Source organism: Butyrivibrio sp. FC2001 (assembly GCF_000424125.1).
Lineage (GTDB): Bacteria > Bacillota > Clostridia > Lachnospirales > Lachnospiraceae > Butyrivibrio.
The window spans coordinates 552255-573351 of the sequence record NZ_KE384132.1 but is presented as its reverse complement, the minus strand read 5'-3'; the positions used below and the strand labels follow the sequence as shown (position 1 = coordinate 573351).

At 41.4% G+C, this 21097-nt stretch carries 16 protein-coding genes; 15 read left to right on the top strand and 1 reads right to left on the bottom strand.

Annotation, left to right across the window (positions count from 1 at the left end; genetic code table 11):
• Positions 1 to 18 precede the first annotated feature (18 nt).
• The 14 genes from G601_RS0116145 to G601_RS0116075 all read left to right on the top strand — a co-directional run bounded on the left by G601_RS0116145 (position 19) and on the right by G601_RS0116075 (position 17849).
• Positions 19 to 2637 (top strand): extracellular solute-binding protein, encoded by a 2619-nt coding sequence (locus G601_RS0116145; RefSeq protein WP_026665964.1) that lies wholly within the window; start codon positions 19 to 21, stop codon positions 2635 to 2637.
• A 47-nt stretch (positions 2638 to 2684) separates the two neighbouring features.
• The gene (locus tag G601_RS0116140; RefSeq protein WP_051205951.1) at positions 2685 to 3137 is read left to right on the top strand and encodes an NfeD family protein; all 453 of its coding nucleotides are present in this window, start codon (positions 2685 to 2687) and stop codon (positions 3135 to 3137) included.
• Positions 3138 to 3154: 17 nt separating this feature from the next.
• Positions 3155 to 4066, top strand: coding sequence for an SPFH domain-containing protein (locus G601_RS0116135; RefSeq protein WP_026665962.1), 912 nt, complete (start codon positions 3155 to 3157; stop codon positions 4064 to 4066).
• 89 nt (positions 4067 to 4155) lie between these two features.
• Positions 4156 to 4455, top strand: a complete 300-nt coding sequence (locus tag G601_RS0116130; protein ID WP_026490778.1) for a hypothetical protein — start codon at positions 4156 to 4158, stop codon at positions 4453 to 4455.
• Between the two features lie 226 nt (positions 4456 to 4681).
• The gene (rho, locus tag G601_RS0116125; RefSeq protein WP_026665961.1) at positions 4682 to 6238 is read left to right on the top strand and encodes a transcription termination factor Rho; all 1557 of its coding nucleotides are present in this window, start codon (positions 4682 to 4684) and stop codon (positions 6236 to 6238) included.
• A 355-nt stretch (positions 6239 to 6593) separates the two neighbouring features.
• Positions 6594 to 7763 (top strand): cobalt-precorrin-5B (C(1))-methyltransferase, encoded by a 1170-nt coding sequence (locus G601_RS0116115; protein ID WP_026665960.1) that lies wholly within the window; start codon positions 6594 to 6596, stop codon positions 7761 to 7763.
• A gap of 68 nt (positions 7764 to 7831) precedes the next feature.
• Positions 7832 to 8926: a tryptophan--tRNA ligase gene (gene trpS / locus G601_RS0116110; RefSeq protein WP_026490775.1), complete on the top strand. Its 1095-nt coding sequence runs from the start codon at positions 7832 to 7834 to the stop codon at positions 8924 to 8926.
• A 48-nt stretch (positions 8927 to 8974) separates the two neighbouring features.
• Positions 8975 to 10420, top strand: a complete 1446-nt coding sequence (gene glgA / locus G601_RS0116105) for a glycogen synthase GlgA (RefSeq protein ID WP_026490774.1) — start codon at positions 8975 to 8977, stop codon at positions 10418 to 10420.
• 5 nt (positions 10421 to 10425) lie between these two features.
• On the top strand, positions 10426 to 12081 hold the full coding sequence (locus G601_RS0116100; protein ID WP_026665959.1) for a putative polysaccharide biosynthesis protein: 1656 nt from the start codon (positions 10426 to 10428) through the stop codon (positions 12079 to 12081).
• Between the two features lie 68 nt (positions 12082 to 12149).
• Entirely contained in the window at positions 12150 to 13934 is a 1785-nt protein-coding gene (locus G601_RS25305) for a SpoIIE family protein phosphatase (protein WP_051205948.1), read from the top strand.
• A 231-nt stretch (positions 13935 to 14165) separates the two neighbouring features.
• Positions 14166 to 15428, top strand: coding sequence for a sensor histidine kinase (locus G601_RS25300; RefSeq protein WP_051205946.1), 1263 nt, complete (start codon positions 14166 to 14168; stop codon positions 15426 to 15428).
• Positions 15409 to 16203 (top strand): response regulator, encoded by a 795-nt coding sequence (locus tag G601_RS0116085; protein WP_026665958.1) that lies wholly within the window; start codon positions 15409 to 15411, stop codon positions 16201 to 16203. The genes G601_RS25300 and G601_RS0116085 overlap by 20 nt, the downstream gene beginning before the upstream one ends.
• Positions 16204 to 16351: 148 nt before the next feature.
• The gene (locus G601_RS0116080) at positions 16352 to 17071 is read left to right on the top strand and encodes a hypothetical protein (RefSeq protein ID WP_026665957.1); all 720 of its coding nucleotides are present in this window, start codon (positions 16352 to 16354) and stop codon (positions 17069 to 17071) included.
• Positions 17072 to 17249: 178 nt separating this feature from the next.
• On the top strand, positions 17250 to 17849 hold the full coding sequence (locus G601_RS0116075; RefSeq protein WP_026665956.1) for an Hpt domain-containing protein: 600 nt from the start codon (positions 17250 to 17252) through the stop codon (positions 17847 to 17849).
• Between the two features lie 56 nt (positions 17850 to 17905).
• Here the strand turns inward: G601_RS0116075 and G601_RS0116070 are convergent, their stop codons facing one another.
• Positions 17906 to 18757 carry a glycerophosphodiester phosphodiesterase family protein gene (locus G601_RS0116070; RefSeq protein WP_026665955.1) on the bottom strand — a complete coding sequence of 284 codons (852 nt, stop codon included), beginning with the start codon at positions 18755 to 18757 and terminating at the stop codon, positions 17906 to 17908.
• Between the two features lie 108 nt (positions 18758 to 18865).
• On the opposite strand from G601_RS0116070, the gene G601_RS23740 reads away from it, so the two are divergent.
• Entirely contained in the window at positions 18866 to 21097 is a 2232-nt protein-coding gene (locus G601_RS23740; protein WP_051205944.1) for an LTA synthase family protein, read from the top strand.

Here is a 21097-nt window from a genome sequence, read left to right as displayed (position 1 = left end):
TAACAAGGAGGATATTTAATGAAGAGAATTTATCTAAAGAGAATTCTTAGTATTTCACTTGCTACAGTTATGACGCTTAATATGGCTGCCTGTGGCTGTGGCAAAAAGAGTAACACATCATCTACAGCAGATGAGGAAGCAGGACATGATGCTACTGCTTTCGTGTTTAAGGAGACCGCAATTAACCTTGGAGAAGGCGTAGACCTTGCAAGCATTTCAGCTCTTGGAAGCTATGGCGATAAGGTATATGCACTTTACAATTCTGTTGGCGATGACGGCAGTAACCAGAGCACCTTATATACCTTTGACAAGGATGGAAGTAATGTTACACCTATTTCCCTTCCTATGAAGGACAACCTTAGTGTTGCTAATGTTGCTGTTGCCAGCGATGGTTCAATTTATACTGTTGAGACTCAGTTTGCCGGAATGGGCGGCGGCTTTGATTTCAGTTCTGACGATGGCGGAATGAGCGGTGATATGGGCGGCATCATAGAAGGCGGCGATATCGAAATCGATACAGATAGCTCTGATTCTGATAGTGTTGTTGATGATATTGACCAGTATTCCGGCGAGGACGGAGACGTTGAAGTTACTGATGCAGAGGATACTTCTGACGCCACAGATGCTACATCTGATAGCGAAAGCACAGATGCTGATGCAGCTACCACAGAGTCTGCAGATGGTACAGGTGATGCTGCAACAGAGGGTGACGGCACTACTACTGAAGAGTCAGCTGATAACTACATCGATATCTCTAATGAAGAGGTTCTTGGTGGTGATACCGCTGAGTCTGATGTTTACTACATGGTTAAGCATGACAGCACAGGTGCTGAGGTTTGGAGAAATAAGCTTGATACAAGTGCTGATTCATATTTCTATATCAACTCATTCCTTTTAGCTGATGACAGCACACTTCTTACAGCAGATGCAAACGGTATGCACAAGTATAATACCGAGGATGGAAGCCTTGCCGGAGACTTTGAAGCCAGTGAAGTTTTAGATAGTGAATATGGCGGATCTGTAATGCTTTATAAGCTTGGCGATGGTAATTTCGGTGCCATGAATGCTGCAACTGCAGAATTCTACAAGGTAGATGTAAATGCCGGAACACTTACAGCTGTAGAGGGATCAGAGAATCCGTTCTATGATTATACATTCTACTCAGGTGCAGGCTCCCATGATTTCTTTGCAGTAGGTTCAGAGGGTGTTTACACATACAACATGGGCGATGCTAACGTATCAATGATACTTAACTTCGTAGACTCTGATATCAACACTTATGGATTATCCAACCTTGCTGCTATTTCAGACGAGGAGATGGTTGCACTTATTCCTTCAGATGATTCTGGCTACACACTTTCTTACCTTACAAAGGTTGATCCTAAGGCTGTAGGCGAAAAGCAGCAGATCACACTTGGCTGTAACTATATCGATTATAAGGTTAGAGCACAGATCATCAGCTTTAATAAGAAAAACGACAAGTATCGTATCGTAATCAATGACTATTCAAAGTATGACTCCGATGATGATTACTCAGGCGGTGCTAACAGACTTAACACAGATATCGTTTCAGGTAACGCACCTGACATTCTTGTTCTTGATGCTGATATGCCTGTAGACAGTTATATTTCCAAGGGACTTTTTGAGGATATGACTGATTACTTCAACAATGATGAAGAACTCAGCAAGATCAAGTTCATGGATCATGTAATGGAAGCTTTCAAGACAGACGGTAAGATGTACAAGATTATCCCCAGCTTCTATGTTGAGACAGTAGTTGCTCCCAAGAAGGATGTAGGTGATGATTACACATGGACTATCGATGAGCTTGAGAAGATCGTAAAGGAAAAGAACATCGAGCATAAGAATATCTTCGGACCTCTTGCAAGAGACGAAGTATTCGAGATGGCTCTCAGTCTTGCAGGTTCACAGTATATTGACTGGACTACACTTACATGTAGCTATAATTCAGAGGCATTCATTCACCTTCTTGAGTTTGTAAATGAGTTCCCTGAAGAGCTTGAAGAGGATGATTACTACAACGATACTTCTGCATATTGGAGACAGGGACTTTCACTTGGAGACAGATTCTATCTCAATGGCTTTAGTGATTACAACTATGAGAAGAAGGGTACATTCGGTGAGGACATCACTACTGTAGGTTTCCCTTCAGATAACGGAAGCGGATCAGCGCTTTATCCTAATTTACAGTTGACAATGAATGCTTCTTCAAAGGTTAAGGATGGCTGTTGGGAGTTCATGAGATACTTCCTGACAGATGACTTCCAGAAGACTATCGATGATTCATGGCCTGTAAGCATGAACATGATGGATAAGCTTTCAGCTGATGCTAAGAAAAAGCCTACTTACGTTGATGAGAACGGCAAGGAAGTAGAATACGATGACACATGGTACATCGGAGAGACAGAGATCATTATCGATCCCATGACAGATGATGAGATCAATGAGGTTATCAACTTCCTTAACAGCATCGATCAGGTTGGTAATGCAAACGAAGAGGTTACAAACATTATCTATGAAGAGGCTTCAGCATACTTCAGCGGACAGAAGACTGCAGAAGAGGTTGCGGATATTATCCAGAGCCGTGTACAGATCTATGTAAACGAGATTAGCTAATAAAAAATTACTTACTAATTTATAGTTCAAAATGGGAGGGCGAAGACATGTACAACAATTTGTTTGGGGTGTCGCCTATGATATTTTGGCTGATACTGACTGTTATTTTAGCTGTTAGTGAAATACTTACCCTTGGGCTTACCACCATATGGTTTGCCCTGGGTGCTTTAGCAGCATTCCTTGCATGCATTATGGGAGCATCACTCCCTTTGCAGATAGTAGTATTTATTATTGTTTCCGTAATAGCACTGCTCCTTGTGAGACCTGTGTCACTTAAGCTTCTTGGCGGAAAGATAGTTAAGACCAATATCGATGCGCTGATAGGCCGAAAGGTCAATGTTAGTAAGGAGATAGACAACATTAAGGAAACGGGTAATGTTGTACTTGATGGAACAACCTGGAATGCCAGAAGTCTTGAAGATGGGGATGTTATAACAAGCGGCGAGACTGTGGTAATAGAAAAGGTTGATGGGAATAAGCTCATTGTGAAAAGAGCTTAAAATAAAGGAGGAGAGATATGCCGTTTTTCATTGTTATTGTTTTAATACTTGTTCTTATCGCACTTAACATCAAAATTGTACCTCAGGCACATTCATTCATTGTTGAGCGCCTTGGTGCATACAAAGAGACATGGGATGTAGGTCTTCACTTCATGGTTCCTTTTATCGACAGGATTGCAAGAAAGGTTGACCTGAAGGAGCAGTACTGCGACTTCCCGCCTCAGCCCGTTATCACACAGGATAACGTTACAATGCAGATCGACTCAATCGTATTCTTCAGAATTTCTGATCCCAAGGCTTATGCTTACGGAGTAAGAAATCCTATCGGTGCTATTGAGAACCTTACAGCTACAACACTTCGTAATGTAATCGGTTCACTTACTCTTGATGAGACTCTTACAAGCCGTGACCAGATCAATGCTCAGATGCAGGATGCACTTGATATTGCAACTGATCCCTGGGGAATCAAGATTACAAGAGTAGAGCTTAAGAACATCAATCCTCCGGAGCAGATACGTGATGCAATGGAGAAGCAGATGAAGGCTGAGCGTGAAAAGAGAGAGAAGATCCTCTTCGCAGAAGGTGAGAAGCAGTCAGCAATCACAGTTGCAGAAGGTGAGAAGCAGAGTAAGATTCTTCAGGCAGAGGCTGATAAGCAGGCTACAATCCTTAAGGCTGAAGCTGAGAAGGAGAAGCAGATCAGAGAGGCTGAAGGTAAGGCTGAGGCTATCAGAAGCGTCCAGAAGGCTAATGCAGACGGTATCGCAATGCTTAAGGAAGCTGGCGCAGATGAGTCTGTTCTTACAATCAAGAGCCTTGAGGCATTTGAAAAGGCTGCAAACGGCCAGGCTACAAAGATCATTGTTCCCAGCAATATTGCAGGTGTTGCAGGACTTGCTGAGTCAATCAAGGAAGTTGTTGCAAAGTAATATAAGTTTTTCCTTAGAAAAAAAACATTGTTTTTAGGCCATCTCCAGCTGGAGATGGCGTCACCTAAGGTGACGGATGAGGGGGACATATGCCGGATAATAAAGGAAGAGAAGCTCTTATCCACTCCCTTGCTCAGTCAATGGGAATGGGCGATGCTCAGAAATTCAAGACAACAACAGGCCGATATAACTCTGAGACAGGTACCATTATGAGTAACGGAAGAGTTATATCCAGCGCCACCGTTCTTCAGGCAAAGAACTATTTTACTTCCCAATATAATAAGCTTGCCGAGATGGATGATGAGGGCGCAAAGCAGATGGCTACGCTCTATGAGGTTGCTAAGGAAGCCATAGGAATCATGCTTGATAGTGGTAAGGGGAACGACTAGTTCCCCTTTTTACTAAATGTATAGTTAATAAAATCTTAAAAAAATTTCTATTGATATTTTTTCTTTAATGATGTATCGTGAACAATAGTCGAAGGTAGTTTAATCTTGGAGCATTAGCTTGTCGACAATCAGACTTAAGTTATAAGTTATCGATTATTTTTTCCACTAGCATATTAATATTTAGGTAAATAAAGATTTTTAGATATTTATAAGAAAGGAACAAACGTTGAGAGAAAAATTAGAAACACTTACACTGGCTTCACTGCGTGACCTCGCAAAGCAGAATGGCATTAAGAGCGTTACAACGATGAAAAAGTCAGAGCTTATTGATGCTCTTTTAGAGCTTGATGAGAAGCAGAAGGCTGAGCAGAGAGCCCAGGCTGCACAGAAGGCAGAGCCTGAGAACAAAGCTCCTAAGGCTGATGATGGCGTAAAGAAGGCTCCTGCTAAAAAGCCCGGCCGCAAAAAGATAATTATGGCTGATACTCAGGGTAATAACGCTGAGAAGAAGGCTCATGACAATAAATCTGAGGAAGGCAGAAAGCCTGAGAATAAGCAGGGAGAAAACAGAAGACCTGAGAATAAGCCTGCTGAAGCAGCTCACGAGCAGAGCGCACCTAAAAAGGAAGCTCCTGCAGAGGATGCTGAGATCGCAAACGGTATCGATGCACACGGAATCCTCGAGGTTATGCAGGACGGCTTTGGATTTATCCGCTGTGAGAATTATCTTCCCGGAGAGAACGACGTATATGTTGCTCCCGGAATGATCAGAAAATATAATCTTAAGACCGGTGATATCCTTACAGGTATTGCAAGACAGAAAAAAGAAAATGATAAGTTTGGAGCACTTCTCCAGCTTAATACCATAAACACCTATAAGCCTGAGGTTGCTATGGGCCGTTGGGATTTCGAGAAGATGACTCCCATTTTCCCCAAGGAGCAGATTGTTCTTGAGCACCCCGGCTGCACGATCGCTATGAGAATCATGGATCTTATCTCACCTATAGGTAAGGGACAGCGTGGTATGATCGTATCTCCTCCGAAGGCAGGTAAGACCACACTTCTTAAGGATGTGGCACTTTCCGTTAAGAGAAACAATCCTGATATTCACCTCATCGTTCTTCTTATTGATGAGCGTCCTGAGGAAGTAACGGACATCAAGGAGAGTATTGAGGGACCTAACGCAGAGGTCATCTACTCGACCTTTGATGAGCTTCCTGAACACCACAAGAGAGTATCAGAGATGGTTATCGAAAGAGCTAAGCGTCTTGTTGAGCACAACAAGGACGTTATGATTCTTCTTGATTCGATTACAAGACTTACAAGAGCTTACAATATCGTAGTTCCTCCGTCAGGAAGAACACTTTCCGGTGGTCTTGATCCCGCTGCCCTTCATATGCCCAAGCGCTTCTTTGGTGCAGCAAGAAAGATGAGACAGGGCGGAAGCCTTACAATCCTTGCAACAGCCCTTGTTGAAACAGGCTCCAAGATGGACGACGTTATATACGAGGAATTCAAGGGAACAGGTAACATGGAAATGGTACTCGACAGAAAGATGCAGGAAAAGAGAATCTTCCCTGCAATCAACATTCCTAAGTCCAGCACCAGAAGAGAAGATCTTCTTCTTAAACCCGATGAGCTTGCAGCTGTTAATGCACTCCGTAAGGGCTTCAACGGCATGAAAGCAGACGAGGCCGTTGACCAGTGCATCAACATGTTCTCCAAAACCCGCACAAACACTGAGTTTGTCCGCATGGTCGAAAAACAAATCGCCAGATATTAACACATAAAATTAACGCCCACGCTGATGCGTGGGCGATTTTATTTGGGAGGAGGGGTTGTCAGGTGGGGAACCTGACAACCCGGTATGAAAAAAGTTTTGTTGGGGGAGTCAGAAGTTCTAACTCCTGTTAAGACTATAGTAAAGAGTAAATTTGTACAGAATATGGACAAATCATAAACTAAATATAAAATAACTCGAAATTAAATATAATCACTAACGAGATTTAGAATATTTCTCGATTTTAATTAAGAATTAATATAAAAGATATCCCTTTATTAGAGCGACTTACAGTAAAACATGTTATACTATATTAATAAATGTGAATGTATGAAAAAACACTTTTAGGGGGAAATCAATGATCCATAAAGTTGATAACGTTTTTTCAAATATTTCTTCACTTACCGGAGGTGCAATCGCCGCAGTTGCCGCCAAAGCAGCCGCTTCGTCTTTGCTCCTTCGCATTAGTTATGAGTCAATAGAATTCCATACAGATGATGGAAAAATAATAAATGTACCTGTTCGCTTCGTGCCTCACCCGGAGAACCACGCTATGCGTGAGTACTGTGTTCTCACCTCGGGAAGCAACATTAACGGTTTATCGGGTATCTCCGAGATCCATGTTATTGTTGAGCGCGTAAGGCGACTTGCTGATATTTCGGATTCAATTTTCATTAAGCCGGAGTATATCAATTTGTATTTGGATGGAACTGATGGAATAGACAGGATTCCTGCGGGAGATCCCAATGGAAAGGCTGGTTTTGCTTACATTGATAAGGATGCCAGGAATATAATTTTTGAGGCGGTGGCAGATGCCATTCATTTTGCTGATATCATGCCTCTTATTAAAATTACGGTTACGTCAGTGTCCTACGACAGACCGGGCATGACCTGCAGAATACTTGGAGGTAACGGCTCAGTTGCCAGAACCTCTCAGGATGATATTCTGGCAGAGATTGCAGGTACCATTCAGGAGCAGTATGAGCAGGGCATCAGGAACGTCATTGCGGTTCCTGGTAATGCAGGACATAAATATATTCAGGACTTTGTTCACATTTCAATGGCATATAGCATTAGATGCCGTAATTACATAGGTGATACCCTTGATATGGCGGCTATGGTCGGTATGGAGAATTTCCTTTTGGTGGGCAGTGCATCAAAGCTCCTTAGACTTGCAGCCGGAATCATGGATACACACACCTGGAATGCCGATGGCAGGCGTGAAGTTCTATCACTTCACACGGTACTTGCGGGCGGCACGATTTCCCAGGCGAGAATACTTCAGGATATCGCCACCACAGATCAGATGCTGGCCAAGCTCACTGAGTGGGGACTCAGGGAGGCTGTTTTGCAGAGCGTTTGTATGAAGATAGGTGACTATGTTCAGAACAGACTCGGTGGTAAGACCATGAAATTTGGAGTTATCCCTGTTCATCCCGATTACGGCATTCTGGGACAGACTCCTGAGATAAGTGATGTAATTGCATCCGTTAGCAGAGAACAATTTGCTCTATCTATAAAAAAATAGAGTTTTATATGTTATACTATACATTAAATGAATTTATATGAATCTAAATGAGGAGATGGAAAAAGGTTATGCGTAAAGTAATTTTGACCGGCGATCGTCCGACCGGTAAGCTTCATGTTGGACACTATGTCGGTTCACTCAGAAGAAGGGTTGAACTCCAGAATTCAGGCGAGTTTGATGATATTTTTATAATGATCGCAGATGCTCAGGCTTTGACTGACAATGCTGAGAACCCTGACAAAGTAAGAGAGAATGTTATCGAGGTTGCACTTGATTATCTTGCTGTAGGTCTTGATCCTGCCAAGAGCACACTCTTTGTTCAGTCACAGATACCTGAGCTCACAGAGCTTTCATTCTATTACATGAATCTTGTTACAGTATCAAGACTTCAGAGAAATCCCACAGTTAAGTCTGAGATACAGATGCGTAATTTTGAGACAAGTATACCTGTTGGATTTTTTACATATCCTATAAGCCAGGCTGCTGATATTACTGCATTTAAGGCTACTACAGTTCCCGTTGGTGAGGACCAGGAGCCTATGATCGAGCAGTGCAGAGAGATCGTTCGTAAGTTTAACTCCGTTTACGGAGAGGCCCTTGTTGAGCCTAACATTCTTCTCCCTGACAATAAGGCATGCTTAAGACTTCCCGGTACAGACGGCACAGCCAAGATGAGTAAGTCACTTGGTAACTGCATCTACCTTTCAGAGTCACCGGAGATGATCAAGAAAAAGGTAATGGGTATGTTCACAGATCCTAATCACCTCAGGGTTGAGGATCCCGGTGAAGTTGAGAACAATCCGGTATTTATTTATCTTGATGCATTTGCAAAGGATGAGCACTTTGCAGAGTTTGCACCTGACTACGCTAATCTTGATGAGATGAAGGCTCATTATAAGAGAGGCGGACTTGGTGATGTTAAGGTTAAGAAGTTCCTTAACAATGTACTTCAGGCTGAACTTGAGCCTATAAGAAAGCGCAGAGAGGAATTCCAGAAGGATATTCCTTATGTATATGACGTTATCAAGAAGGGCTCTGAGGTAGCAGAGGCAGTTGCTGCACAGACCTTAAGTGATGTCAAGAAGGCTATGAGAATCGATTATTTCTCAGACGAGGAGCTTATAGCTATGCAGTCCGCTAAGTACAAGGTTACTGAGGACTGATAAAATAAAAAAATATAATAAAAAATCTTCCAATAATGGAGGCACTACATGAAGAACATTCTATTTGTAGCATCAGAAGGCGTACCATTTATTAAGACAGGCGGTTTGGCAGATGTTGTCGGATCACTTCCGAAGGACATTGATAAGAGATATTTTGACGTAAGAGTAATCCTTCCCAAATATACCTGCATGGCTCAGGAGATGAAGGATAAGCTCGAATACGTTTCCAATTTCTACATGGATTTTCACTGGAAGAGTGAATACGTAGGTATTTTCCATGCTGAGGTTGACGGCGTTAATTACTATTTTATAGATAATGAGTACTTTTTTGGTGGAATGGCACCATATGGCGGAGATGTTATATGGGAGATTGAGAAGTTTACCTTCTTTAGTAAGGCAGCTCTTTCAATCCTTCCTGTAATTGGCTTCAGACCTGACATCATCCACTGCCATGACTGGCAGACAGGCCTTATTCCTGTATATCTGAAGGAGAGATTCCAGGGTAATGAATTCTTCCGTGGAATCAAGTCCATAATGACTATCCACAACCTTAAGTTCCAGGGAAAATGGGATGCAAAGGATGTTCAGGATATTACAGGTCTTCCGGATTATTACTTCACACCGGATAAGCTTGGATATTACAAGGATGCTAACCTGTTGAAAGGCGGCATTGTTTATGCTGACGCGATCACTACGGTCAGCAGCACCTATGCAGATGAGATTAAGACTGAGTTCTATGGTGAGGGTCTTGATGGACTTTTGAGAGCCAGAACCAATGACCTCAGAGGAATTGTTAACGGTATTGATTATACTGAGTTTAATCCGGAGTCCGATAAGTTCCTGGATTATCCCTTCAATGCAATCAACTTCCGCAAAGAGAAGGTTAAGAATAAGAGAGCGCTTCAGAGAGAGCTGGGTCTTCCTGAGGATGACAAGATCATGATGATCGGTATCATTTCACGACTTACTGATCAGAAGGGCTTTGATCTTATTGCTTATGTTCTTGATGAGCTCTGTCAGGATGCTCTCCAGATAGTTGTTCTCGGAACAGGTGAGGAGCAGTATGAGAATATGTTCAGACATTTTGCCTGGAAGTACGCTGATAAGGTATCAGCTAACATATTCTATTCTAATCCGCTTTCACATAAGATTTATGCGGCTTCAGATGCATTCCTTATGCCTTCATTATTTGAGCCCTGCGGACTGTCTCAGCTGATGGCCCTCAGATATGGTTCAATCCCGATCGTAAGGCAGACAGGCGGACTTAAGGACACTGTTGAGCCTTACAATCAGTATGAGAGCACAGGAACCGGATTCGGATTCCTCAATTACAATGCGCATGAGATGATGCGTACCGTTCGCGAAGCTGAGAGAGTTTACTATGACAACAAGCGCGAATGGAATAAGATGATAGATCGTGCAATGGCTGCAAACTTCTCATGGGAGGTTTCTGCATCCAAATATCAGGAGATGTACGATTGGCTTAGACCCTAATTAAGATGAGTAAGAAGAAAAGTATTATTGTGCAGGGTTCTATCCTTGCAATGGCAGGCTTTATATCCAGAATAATCGGCCTTTTATATACGGCGCCTCTCACCGGCATTATTGGTGATGAGGGTAATGGATATTACACTGCATCATATTACATTTACCAAATTGTATTATTGATTTCAGCCTACAGCATACCCTCTGCGATGAGTAAGATCATATCGCAGAGGTTGGCGGTACATGAGTATCGCAACGCACAGCGAATTTTTCACTGTGCGCTTATTTATGTTTTTATAGTTGGCGGTCTCGGAACTTTGTTCATATTCTTTGGCGCACCCTATGTTGTCGATGGATATGCGATTCCGGTTCTAAGAGTATTTGCACCGATTGTATTTATATTCGGTCCACTGGGAGTACTAAGAGGCTACTTCCAGGCTCATAGAACAATGGTTCCTACCAGCGTATCGCAGCTTATAGAGCAGATACTTAATGCCATAGTATCCGTAGGCGGAGCTTACTTCCTTGTTAAGTTTGCTGCATCAAAGGGCGGGGATGATTCTATTCAGGCCATGTATGGTGCTATAGGTAGTGCTCTTGGTACCGGTTCGGGTGTTCTGATTGCCCTTGTGTTTATGCTTTTTGTTTACAACATAAACAGAGATGCTATTAAGCGTAAGGTGATACATGATAGGCATGAGGATCTTGGATACAGAGAGATTTTCCTTCTTATCATCATGATTGTCACACCTATCATTTTAAGTACGGCGATTTATAACTTTTCAAATACTCTTAATTCGACCATGTTTACCAAGATCATGACCTACCAGAGGGGCTTTGCTCATACTGAGGTTACCAAGAGACTTGGTGTATATGGTAGAAAAGCGGCTACAATCGCTAATTTCCCTATTGCGATAGCAACTGCTACAGCTTCAACGATCATGCCCAGTATTTCAACATATTATGCTCAGAAAAATTTCGAGAGAACAGAGCAGCTTGTTGAAAAGGTATACAGGATGATCTATATGATAGCGATTCCTTCAGCAGTAGGTCTTTTTGCCCTTGCTGATCCTATCATTATGCTGATGTTCCCGCAGAAGGATACACTTCATGAAGCAGGTGTTCTTATGCAGCTGCTTGCTATTACAGTCGTATTTTATTCTGTATCTACAGTAAGTAATGCGATCTTGCAGGGTATCGGACGAGTTAACATTCCTGTTCTGAATGCGGCGATAGCGCTTGTGCTTCAGTCTGCAGTACTTGCACCATTATTGTTATTTACAGATCTTGGAAATAAATCACTTGCGATAGTGACCATAATCTATTCACTGGTTATGTGTATTCTGAATGAGAGAGCTGTATCCAAGACACTTGATGTTAAATATGACATTATGAAAATGTACATAATACCTGCAGGCGCTTCTGCATGTATGGGACTTGTGGCATTTGGAGTATATAAGCTCGTTTCCATGCTATTTGGAACCTTTATGACAGGAGATTATTTCATAAATCTTATTTCTGTCGCAATTGCAATTTCTACAGGTATCCTTACATACGCGGTTGGAATGGTTAGAACCAAAGGCGTTACAGAGGAAGAGCTTATGGGATTCCCCAAGGGATCAAAGCTTGTAAATATTTTAAAGAAGACACATATTATGAAAACAACATAATTTAGTGTTGGACATTTGTTGGACTTATTCTGTTAGTATTGGCTTGTTAAGTCTGTGAGGTGGATTTAATGAAAAATAGCAATACAGAATATAAAGGCAACATCAAAATAAGCGTTTTCGTAGAGATTCTAATCTACTTCCTGATCGGAACAGTCGTAATTGGTTTTGTTTCGTGGGTTATACTTGCCACAGCATCAACCCAGACTGTTCTGAATCAGAAAAATATGCAGGCAGAAAACATATTTGACGATCTGGACGGATATTTTGCCCAGTACAGATCCATGGATTATGTCTTTGAATATTGGATTAAAAACATGGATTCCATGGAAGTCGAATATGATACGAATGAAATTTCTGCTGCTAAAAATCATGAATTCAATTTAAGAAATCCCGGTTTTATTTTTAATTCAGCATCTACAGATGATATAGAGGCACTTTCCGAAGAGGACAGAAAGTTCTATGCGGAAGTAATTTACAATCGCTGTGTCATGAGGCTCAATATGATAAGAAAGGCCTTTGACATAGAGTATATTTATTGTCTTGCTGCTGATGAAAAATTTGAAAATGCCATATATCTTCTTAGCGGTTCTGATGGATCCAGACCAAGAAGCTCTAAGTTCGGAGATTTTTATACCCTTGGAACTACAATTAAGCTTGATGAAAAGCAGAAAAATACCTTAATGGATACTCTTAGCAATTCCTATCACATGGCAGAAAGTGTAGGCTTTGTTGACCGCTATGAGACTCTTACAGATATTAACGGCTATCATATATTCCTTGGCCTTACCTACAGTACTTCTGTCGTTCAGCATGAAATAGCAGATCAGACCAGACATGGTGCACTGTTTACTGTTTTGTTTATGCTGATTTTTGCGGCGATAAGTCTGTCTCTTATCAGGAATTATGTTCTTGTACCTTTAAAGGAAGTACAGAGCAGCGTTGAAAATTATATGATAAATAAGGATAGCGAAGAGGTAGTAAAGCGGCTGACCAAAATAAAGCAACGCGATGAGATAGGTATGCTCGCCCATAGCTTTTCCAATATGGCGCTTACCATAGACAGTTATATTGATGAGGTTCAGAAGGTAACTGCTGATAAGGAGAGGATTGATACTGAGCTCAACGTAGCAACCAGGATACAGGAAAATATGCTTCCCTGCGATTTCCCGCCTTTCCCTGACAGAAAAGAGTTCGATATTTATGCAAAAATGGATCCGGCAAAGGAGGTTGGCGGCGATTTTTACGACTTCTTCTTTGTTGATGATGACCATCTAGCTATTGTCATTGCTGACGTATCCGGAAAAGGTGTTCCTGCAGCTCTGTTCATGGTGATTGCAAAGACACTTCTTAAGATAAGAACACAGTCAAATAGAGGAACTCCTGCTGATATTCTCTATGATGTTAATAATACCCTGTGTAGCGGTAATAAGGTTGAGATGTTTGTAACTGTATGGCTTGCAGTTATTAACTTAAAGACCGGTGAGGGTATTGCGGCTAATGCCGGCCATGAGCATCCTATCTTAAGGCATAAGGACGGACAATTTGAACCTGTGATGTATAAGCATTCACATCCTCTTGGTATGCTGGAGAATGCTAAGTTCAGGGAGCATGAATTTACGCTCATGCCCGGGGATAGTGTGTTTGTTTATACTGATGGAGTTACTGAGGCTGAGAATACTGAACATGAACTGTTTGGAATGGACAGGTGTGTTACTGCGCTAAATAAATGCACAAGTAATGATCCTGAGACTCTTATAAAAACCGTAAGAAAAGATATCGATGAATTTGTCGGTGAGGCTGATCAGTTTGACGATATTACCATGCTGTCATATTTTTACAAGGGCGATAAATAGCGTATTTTATTGCGTTTGATGATTAGATTTGTTAAGCAAAAAACATGTTGGACATTTGTTGGACATGACAATTTAAGATATAGTCAACAAAGTTATGAAACCCGGTTGGTGCGGATGGTACTTATCTGGCATATTCTACTAAAGATTCAATCTATGTATATGACAAGGCTTCCAAGGAAGCAGGATTTGGTGGCTTTGTCTACAAAATTACAAATTAGGGGATTAGCAACTATGGATTTGGCAGCTCAGAGCTCGATAGCTCTTAATTTTTCGCTGCTGCTACAGCTGATATGCTTAGCGGCGGTTATATGTGTAGATAAATACATAAAAAAAGATAAGAGAATGATACTGTTTAAAAATGTCGGTCTTATCTTTTCGGTTGTTTTTGTTTCGCAAATAGAAACCTACCTGCAGTTAACAGGCATAAGCGTATTTGCAAGAATACTCACCAGTATGTATTGCTACATTGGAAGACCTATAATAATTGTTCTTTTCATCAGACTGTTAAGCGATGATAAGAAGCCGTGGATTCTGGCGATCATCAACCTGATGATATATTCCACTGCATTGTACTCGGGTATAGCTTTTACGATTTCAAAGGATAATTTTTTCGTAAGAGGACCTCTTGGATACAGTTGCCATATAATTAGTGGTATATTAATAGTATGGCTGGTCTGGGTCGCACTAAAAAAATTCAAGGATGAGAGAAAACTGATAAACTTTATTCCGGTTATGATAGCGCTGATCATTACTATCTGTGTATTGGTAGATATAAGCGGAATGTTTAATGCGAGTGTCTCATTTCAAACTGTTGCGCTTATTACCGGATGCCTCTTTTTCTACATCTGGCTTCACCTGCAGTTTGTAAGAGAGCACGATAAGGCACTTGAGGATGAGACCAAGATTGAGATAATGATGTCTCAGATTCAGCCGCATTTTATGTACAACACCCTTTCTACGATTCAGGCTCTTTGCCTTACGGATCCTAAAAAGGCATTTACTACAGCGGAGAAATTCGGAACCTATCTTAGAAATAACATAGGATCACTCAATAAAAACAGCCTTATTCCTTTTGATCAGGAGTTTGAGCATACAAGGGTTTATTCCGAAATTGAGATGATAAGATTCCCCAATATCAGGATTGATTATGACATTGAGGATGATGATTTTGAACTTCCGGCACTTACCCTTCAGCCAATCGTAGAAAATGCCATAAGACATGGAGTAAGAATCAGGAAAACCGGAAGCATCTGGATAACCGTAAAAACAGAAGACGGTTTTCATGTGATTACTGTCCGTGATAACGGAAAGGGCTTCGATGTAGAGAAACTTAAAGCATCGGGTGAGGAGCACTTTGGATTAAAGACCATAAAGACAAGGCTTGAGAATCTCTGCGGAGGAGATTTGTCAGTCGAAAGTACGATTGATGTAGGAACAACGGTAACTGTTAAGGTACCATGTGGGGCGCATAATAATGAAAGCGATTTGCGTTGATGATGAAAATCTGATTTTAGATCTTACTGTAGCACTTCTTGAGGACTTTGGCTTCTTTGATGAGGTAAGGGGCTTTTCCTCTGGAGAGGCTGCACTTAAATACATGGATGAAAATAATATCAGCCTTGCGCTGCTTGATGTGGATATGCCTGAGATGAACGGACTTACTCTTGCCAAGATCATTAAGGAAAAGAGTCCCCAGACATCAATTATATTCCTTACAGGCTACTCTGAATATGCTGTTGATGCATTTTCAATCCATGCTGATGGTTACCTTCTTAAGCCTATTGCCAGAGATAAGCTTCTTCAGGAGGTTCAGTACGTAATAGACAATAAGGATGACGAATCAGGCACCCTTGCCAAGGCTGTGACATTCGGTAACTTTGATCTTTTTGTAAAGGGAGAGACCGTTGTATTCAAGAGATCCAAGTCAAAGGAGCTTCTTGCATATCTTATAGATAATAAGGGCGGCACCGTGACAAGAGCAGAGGCCTTTGCTGCACTCTGGGAGGACGGAATGTACGACAGAGCCATGCAGAAGCAGATGGACGTTATAATCCGCAGTCTTAAGGATACACTGAAAGAATATGAGATCAGTGACATTCTTGAGATCAAGAGCGGTGCCATGAGAATCTGTCCTGAGCTCATTGACTGCGATATGTATAAATTCCTTGATGGAGACGAAGAGGCAGTCAAGAACTTCAGAGGCGTATACATGAACTCCTATTACTGGGCAAGCACCACAGAGGGTGCTCTCCTTGGTGACGATTATTGATAATTACTTCCTGCTCCATGCTATGGAGTGGGAAGTTTTTTCAAAAAATAATTATTTGTCTTGTTGGACATCTGTTGGACAGGTGATATTACAATAAGCATGTAACATAAATGTTACAGATTTTCTTATGATGAGGAGATATAAAAATATGAAAAAGAAAGTATCTATGTTACTTATCGGGGCTATGATAGTACTTGCTGGTTGTGGGAGCAAAGATACTGCTGAGGTTACCGACACAGCCTCTGAGATTGTAGAGGAAGCAGCTGATCAGGCAGAGGAGGCCTCTGAAGCTGTAGAAGATGTCGCTAAAGAGGTGGCAGCTGAAACCGAAGAGATCGCGGATGAAGCTACAGCAACAGCAGCTGAGGTTGTTACACCCGAGCACGAGCCTGTGGATATTTCAGATTGTGCGACCTTTACAGACATCGTAAACAAGCTTCAGCCTGGCCAGGGGTACGCTAATATATCAGTAGATGGCGCTGATCTGTTTGCAGTTACCGACTATACCTATGAATGTGATATGGAAGGCAGCATCGGAACAACAGAGGCTGATCTCTACAGATATAACGGTGATAAAATCGAGTATCTCGGTTATGTTTATTCCGGCGGAACAGCTTATCCGCTTATGATCTATGACAATAAGATCTACACAGCCGGTAATCATTATGTAAAGGCTTACGAGGTCGAGGATAAGGGCCTTGAGGCAGAGGACGAAGTTTATGTGAACTTCGATACAGACGGAAATGCAACCTACTACAAGTCAGAGGATGGCAAGGATGTTGTTATTGCTGAGTCAGACGAGGACGTAGTAGAAATGTATGATTTCATTGACAAAGGCGAAGTAATTATATTCGATACCATAAAATAAGCCCGCTATTTTTTCATTTCATTCCTTTTTTCTTCATTTTTTTGGCAGCCCGCTCCCCATGCGGGCTGTCATATTTTTTAGCAATTGTTTAAGATTGGCTGGCAATAATCAAGTCTTTTATTTTTGGAAACTCTGTGTATAATATGAGTATACAAGCGGGGGATTGTATATTTGTATTATGGGAAAAAGGATTATTGAGTCATTAAATAATATAGATGGGATTTCCGTTAAGGAAGGCCTTGCTTTTTGCGGCACTGAAAAGGTTCTTCTTAAATATCTTAACGGGTTTTATTCCAGCATCGAGAATAAGGCTACCGAGATAGAGAATGCCTATAAAAGCGGTGATGTCGGTTACTATACGACAAAGGTACATTCTCTTAAAAGTACCTCGAGGGTTATAGGAGCTAATGAATTATCTAACCTTGCTCTTAAGCTCGAGGAGGCCGGCAGGAGCGAAGATGTGGAATGCATCGATGCCAATACGGATAAGCTTCTTAAAATGTTTAGAAGCTATTCATCCAAGCTGGCGATTCTTGAGAAGATAAATGAGGACCTTAACTGTGACAAGAGACCGATAGATGAAGAGGAGCTTAAGGAAGCCTGCAGGGCCTTGACTGAAGCTATTGAATCGATGGACTATGATGCGGCTGAGATTATTTTGGAGGAGCTTAAAAAATGCAAGCTTTCCATTAAGGACAGCGAATGCATCATGAATATTGAAAAGGCTCTTAGGAATTTTGACTGGGATGAGATGGGCAGAATTCTTGAAACAAAGTGAAAATAAAGGCTTGAGGTTTTTTGAAATTCCTCAAGCCTTTTCTAAATTAATTTGATTTATTCAGTAGCTTTTGTTACAAGATTGGTTCTGTCTGTATAGATTCCGGAGATTCCCATATTTAAAAATTCATCAATGAGAAAATCATCATTTACAGTATGTACAAACATTGGAGTTTTTGTTTTTAGCATCGTATACACGAAATCAGAATCTGAGGCAAGATCGCTGTGAAAGGTAAATCCGATCAGGGGCTTTTTAGCAGCCTTTAAAAGTGCTTTTTCAGTAAGCTCATCCTCGGTTGCTTCATATAACGTATATATGATATAGGGGAAGCCTGCTTTTTTTACATCATCGTATTCAGAGGCGTGATATATCTGCACTATAAATCTCTTGGCAAGGTCAGGATATTTTTCAGCAATCATTTTATAGGTTTCAATATCTGTTCCCTTGGTATCCGTAACAACATAGAAATCTTTATTTTCTTCCATGAATTTAGTGACATCCTCAAAGGTGAGAGGAGTGAATTTGTTTTGAACCTTGCATCGTAGGAAGTCTGACAGGGTAGGTGCTTCGCCGGGTGTAAGCTGCTTGCCGTCTAAGTAAAGGTCACCCCATGCGTGTCCGCAGACAAGCTCATGATCACTTGTATAGTGAAAATCTATCTCGATTATCTTGTTGCCGTTATTAAGGGAGTTTGTAAGAGCTTCCTTTGAGTTTGTGTAATCGTATTCATTGCCGTCCTCATCGCTGATCATTCCGCAGGCATGGATTATATATTTGTTGTCCATAAAAAAGAGACGCATTTTTACTATTTCATCCGGAGTTTTCCCGGAAAATGAGCATCCGCATAAGGTGCAGGTGAATATTAGAATAAGTGCAAAAAATGTAAGTGATAATTTTTTTGTTTTCATGAAAAGATTTCCTTAACTACAAGCTACTTTTGATATTTAGTACCTTGATATGCTAAAATAGTTTGGTTTGAAAAACCTATATGATTATAACATTTTTGGGGAGCTTTCGTGAAAAAGAGAAATATATTAAAGAATATAATTGCAACAATAATAATAGGAATACCGTTTTTACTTTTCTTTACTGCCTGGTGGTTTTTCCATACCTGGAACACCATGACTGTAAATGAGCTTGTTTTTAACGTGAAGATGTCACTTTCAGGAGCATCACATGCGATGATAAAGCTGTTTATTATGAAGGCACTTTTCCCTGCCTGCGTAGCAGCCTTGCTTGTGTTCTTATTCCTGACCTTTGTAAAGAAGGAAGCCTTTGGAGGTAAGAGAAATCTTATTGCAGGTCTTACCGGTGTTATTGCTCTGGTTGCTGCATTGGCATTTACCTGGGGTCAGCTTGATATGACATCCTATATAGATCAACAGCTTCATGCCTCCACATTTATCAAGGATAACTATGCGGATCCCAATTCTGTTAGCGTAGCTTTTCCTGAAAAGAAGAGGAATCTTATCTATATCTATCTTGAGTCAACAGAGGTTACGGATACAGATAAGGAGCATGGCGGCGGCTTTGATAAGAACAGAATACCTGAGCTTACAGAGCTTGCGCTTCAGAATGAGTTTTTCGGAGACGGCTCTGATCAGCTGACAGGTGGCTTTTCCATGCCCGGAACAGACTGGACCATGGGAGCTATTTTTGCCCAGTCAACGGGACTTCCGCTTCAGATAAGTATTGATGCTAACAGTATGTCCGATCAGGAGTCATTCTTCCCTACAGTCAAGGGACTTGGTGATATCTTGAAGGATGAGGGCTATCATCAGGAGTATCTTTGCGGCTCTAATGCTACATTTGGCGGACGTGAGCTTTTCTTTAAGACCCACGGAGATTTTGACATTATTGACTATCCCTATGCAAAGGATGCAGGCTGGATTCCTCAGGATTACGGCGTATGGTGGGGCTTTGAGGATGAGAAGCTCTTTGACTTTGCAAAGCAGCGCCTTCTCGAGATTTCTAAAAATGATGAGCCCTTCAACATGACACTTCTTACAGTTGATACTCATTTTGAGGATGGCTATGTATGCAGACTCTGCCAGGATGAATTCGACGATCAGTATTCGAATGTATTTGCCTGCGCAAGCAGACAGGCCACTGAATTCGTTGAATGGATCAAGGAGCAGGATTTTTATGAAAATACAACCATAGTTCTTGTTGGTGATCATCCCACAATGGATGCTGATTTTTGTGCGATGATTCCTTCTGACTACACAAGGAAGGTGTACACCTGCTTTATAAATGCTGATGCTACAAAGGTTAATAGCTCTGAAAGAGATTACACAACCTTTGATATGTTCCCTACAACCGTTGCAGCTCTTGGCGCTTCAATTGAGGGTGACAGACTTGGTCTTGGAACAAACCTTTTCTCAGATACAGAGACACTTCTTGAGAAGTATGGAATGGAATATGAAAAGGCTGAGCTGGACAGAAAGTCTCACTTTATGAACGGGCTTGCAGGAATTACAGACGAGATGGCAATGGAGCAGAATTATGAAGGAGCTTCAGCCAATGCCAGCATAAATATCGAGGGCGACAATGTTAAGGTTGTTGTCAGCGAAATAAAGGGAGTTGTTGAGAAGATTGAGGAGATGCAGGTTGACGTCAGAAAGGACGGAGACTATAGCAGCTCTATGATCTATATCATGAAGCAGCAGCCTGACGGAAGCTATGAGGTTGAGATTCCTGTTTCTGAGATCAATCCTAAGGATACTGATTTCAATATTATCTGTAAGGGTGCTCTGGGCTCAGATATAAGCCTTTTCTCACAGAGAGGAGATATGAACCTTAAGCAGACAGACTTCCAGGAATATCTTGAAGCTATAAAGCCCTATGCCGAGAGCGGTGATTATACTGTTTTCATAACTACCAGAAAGAGCGGAGCTATGCGTCTTTCGGATGACAATATTGCAGCTCTTAAGGCTCTTGGTATAACCGATGATATCCCTAAGGGGCAGGACGTAACCATAGTTGCTGCCATAAATGCAGAGCAGTCCGAAAGTCATGTTTCAAAGGATAATGAGAAACTCAAGGGAAAGGTGAATGATACTGTCTCCTATAACATCAAGGGAAGCTGGGATAGCTTTAAGGACAGTGATTTCGTTCTTGAGATAAACGACACTAACGTAATGATTGAACGTAAAGGTCTGCACTTTGCAGTAGTTAATAATTCCACAGGAAGAGTTGTGGACTATGTGAACTTTGACCTGCTTGATAAGGAATGCAGACGATACTAA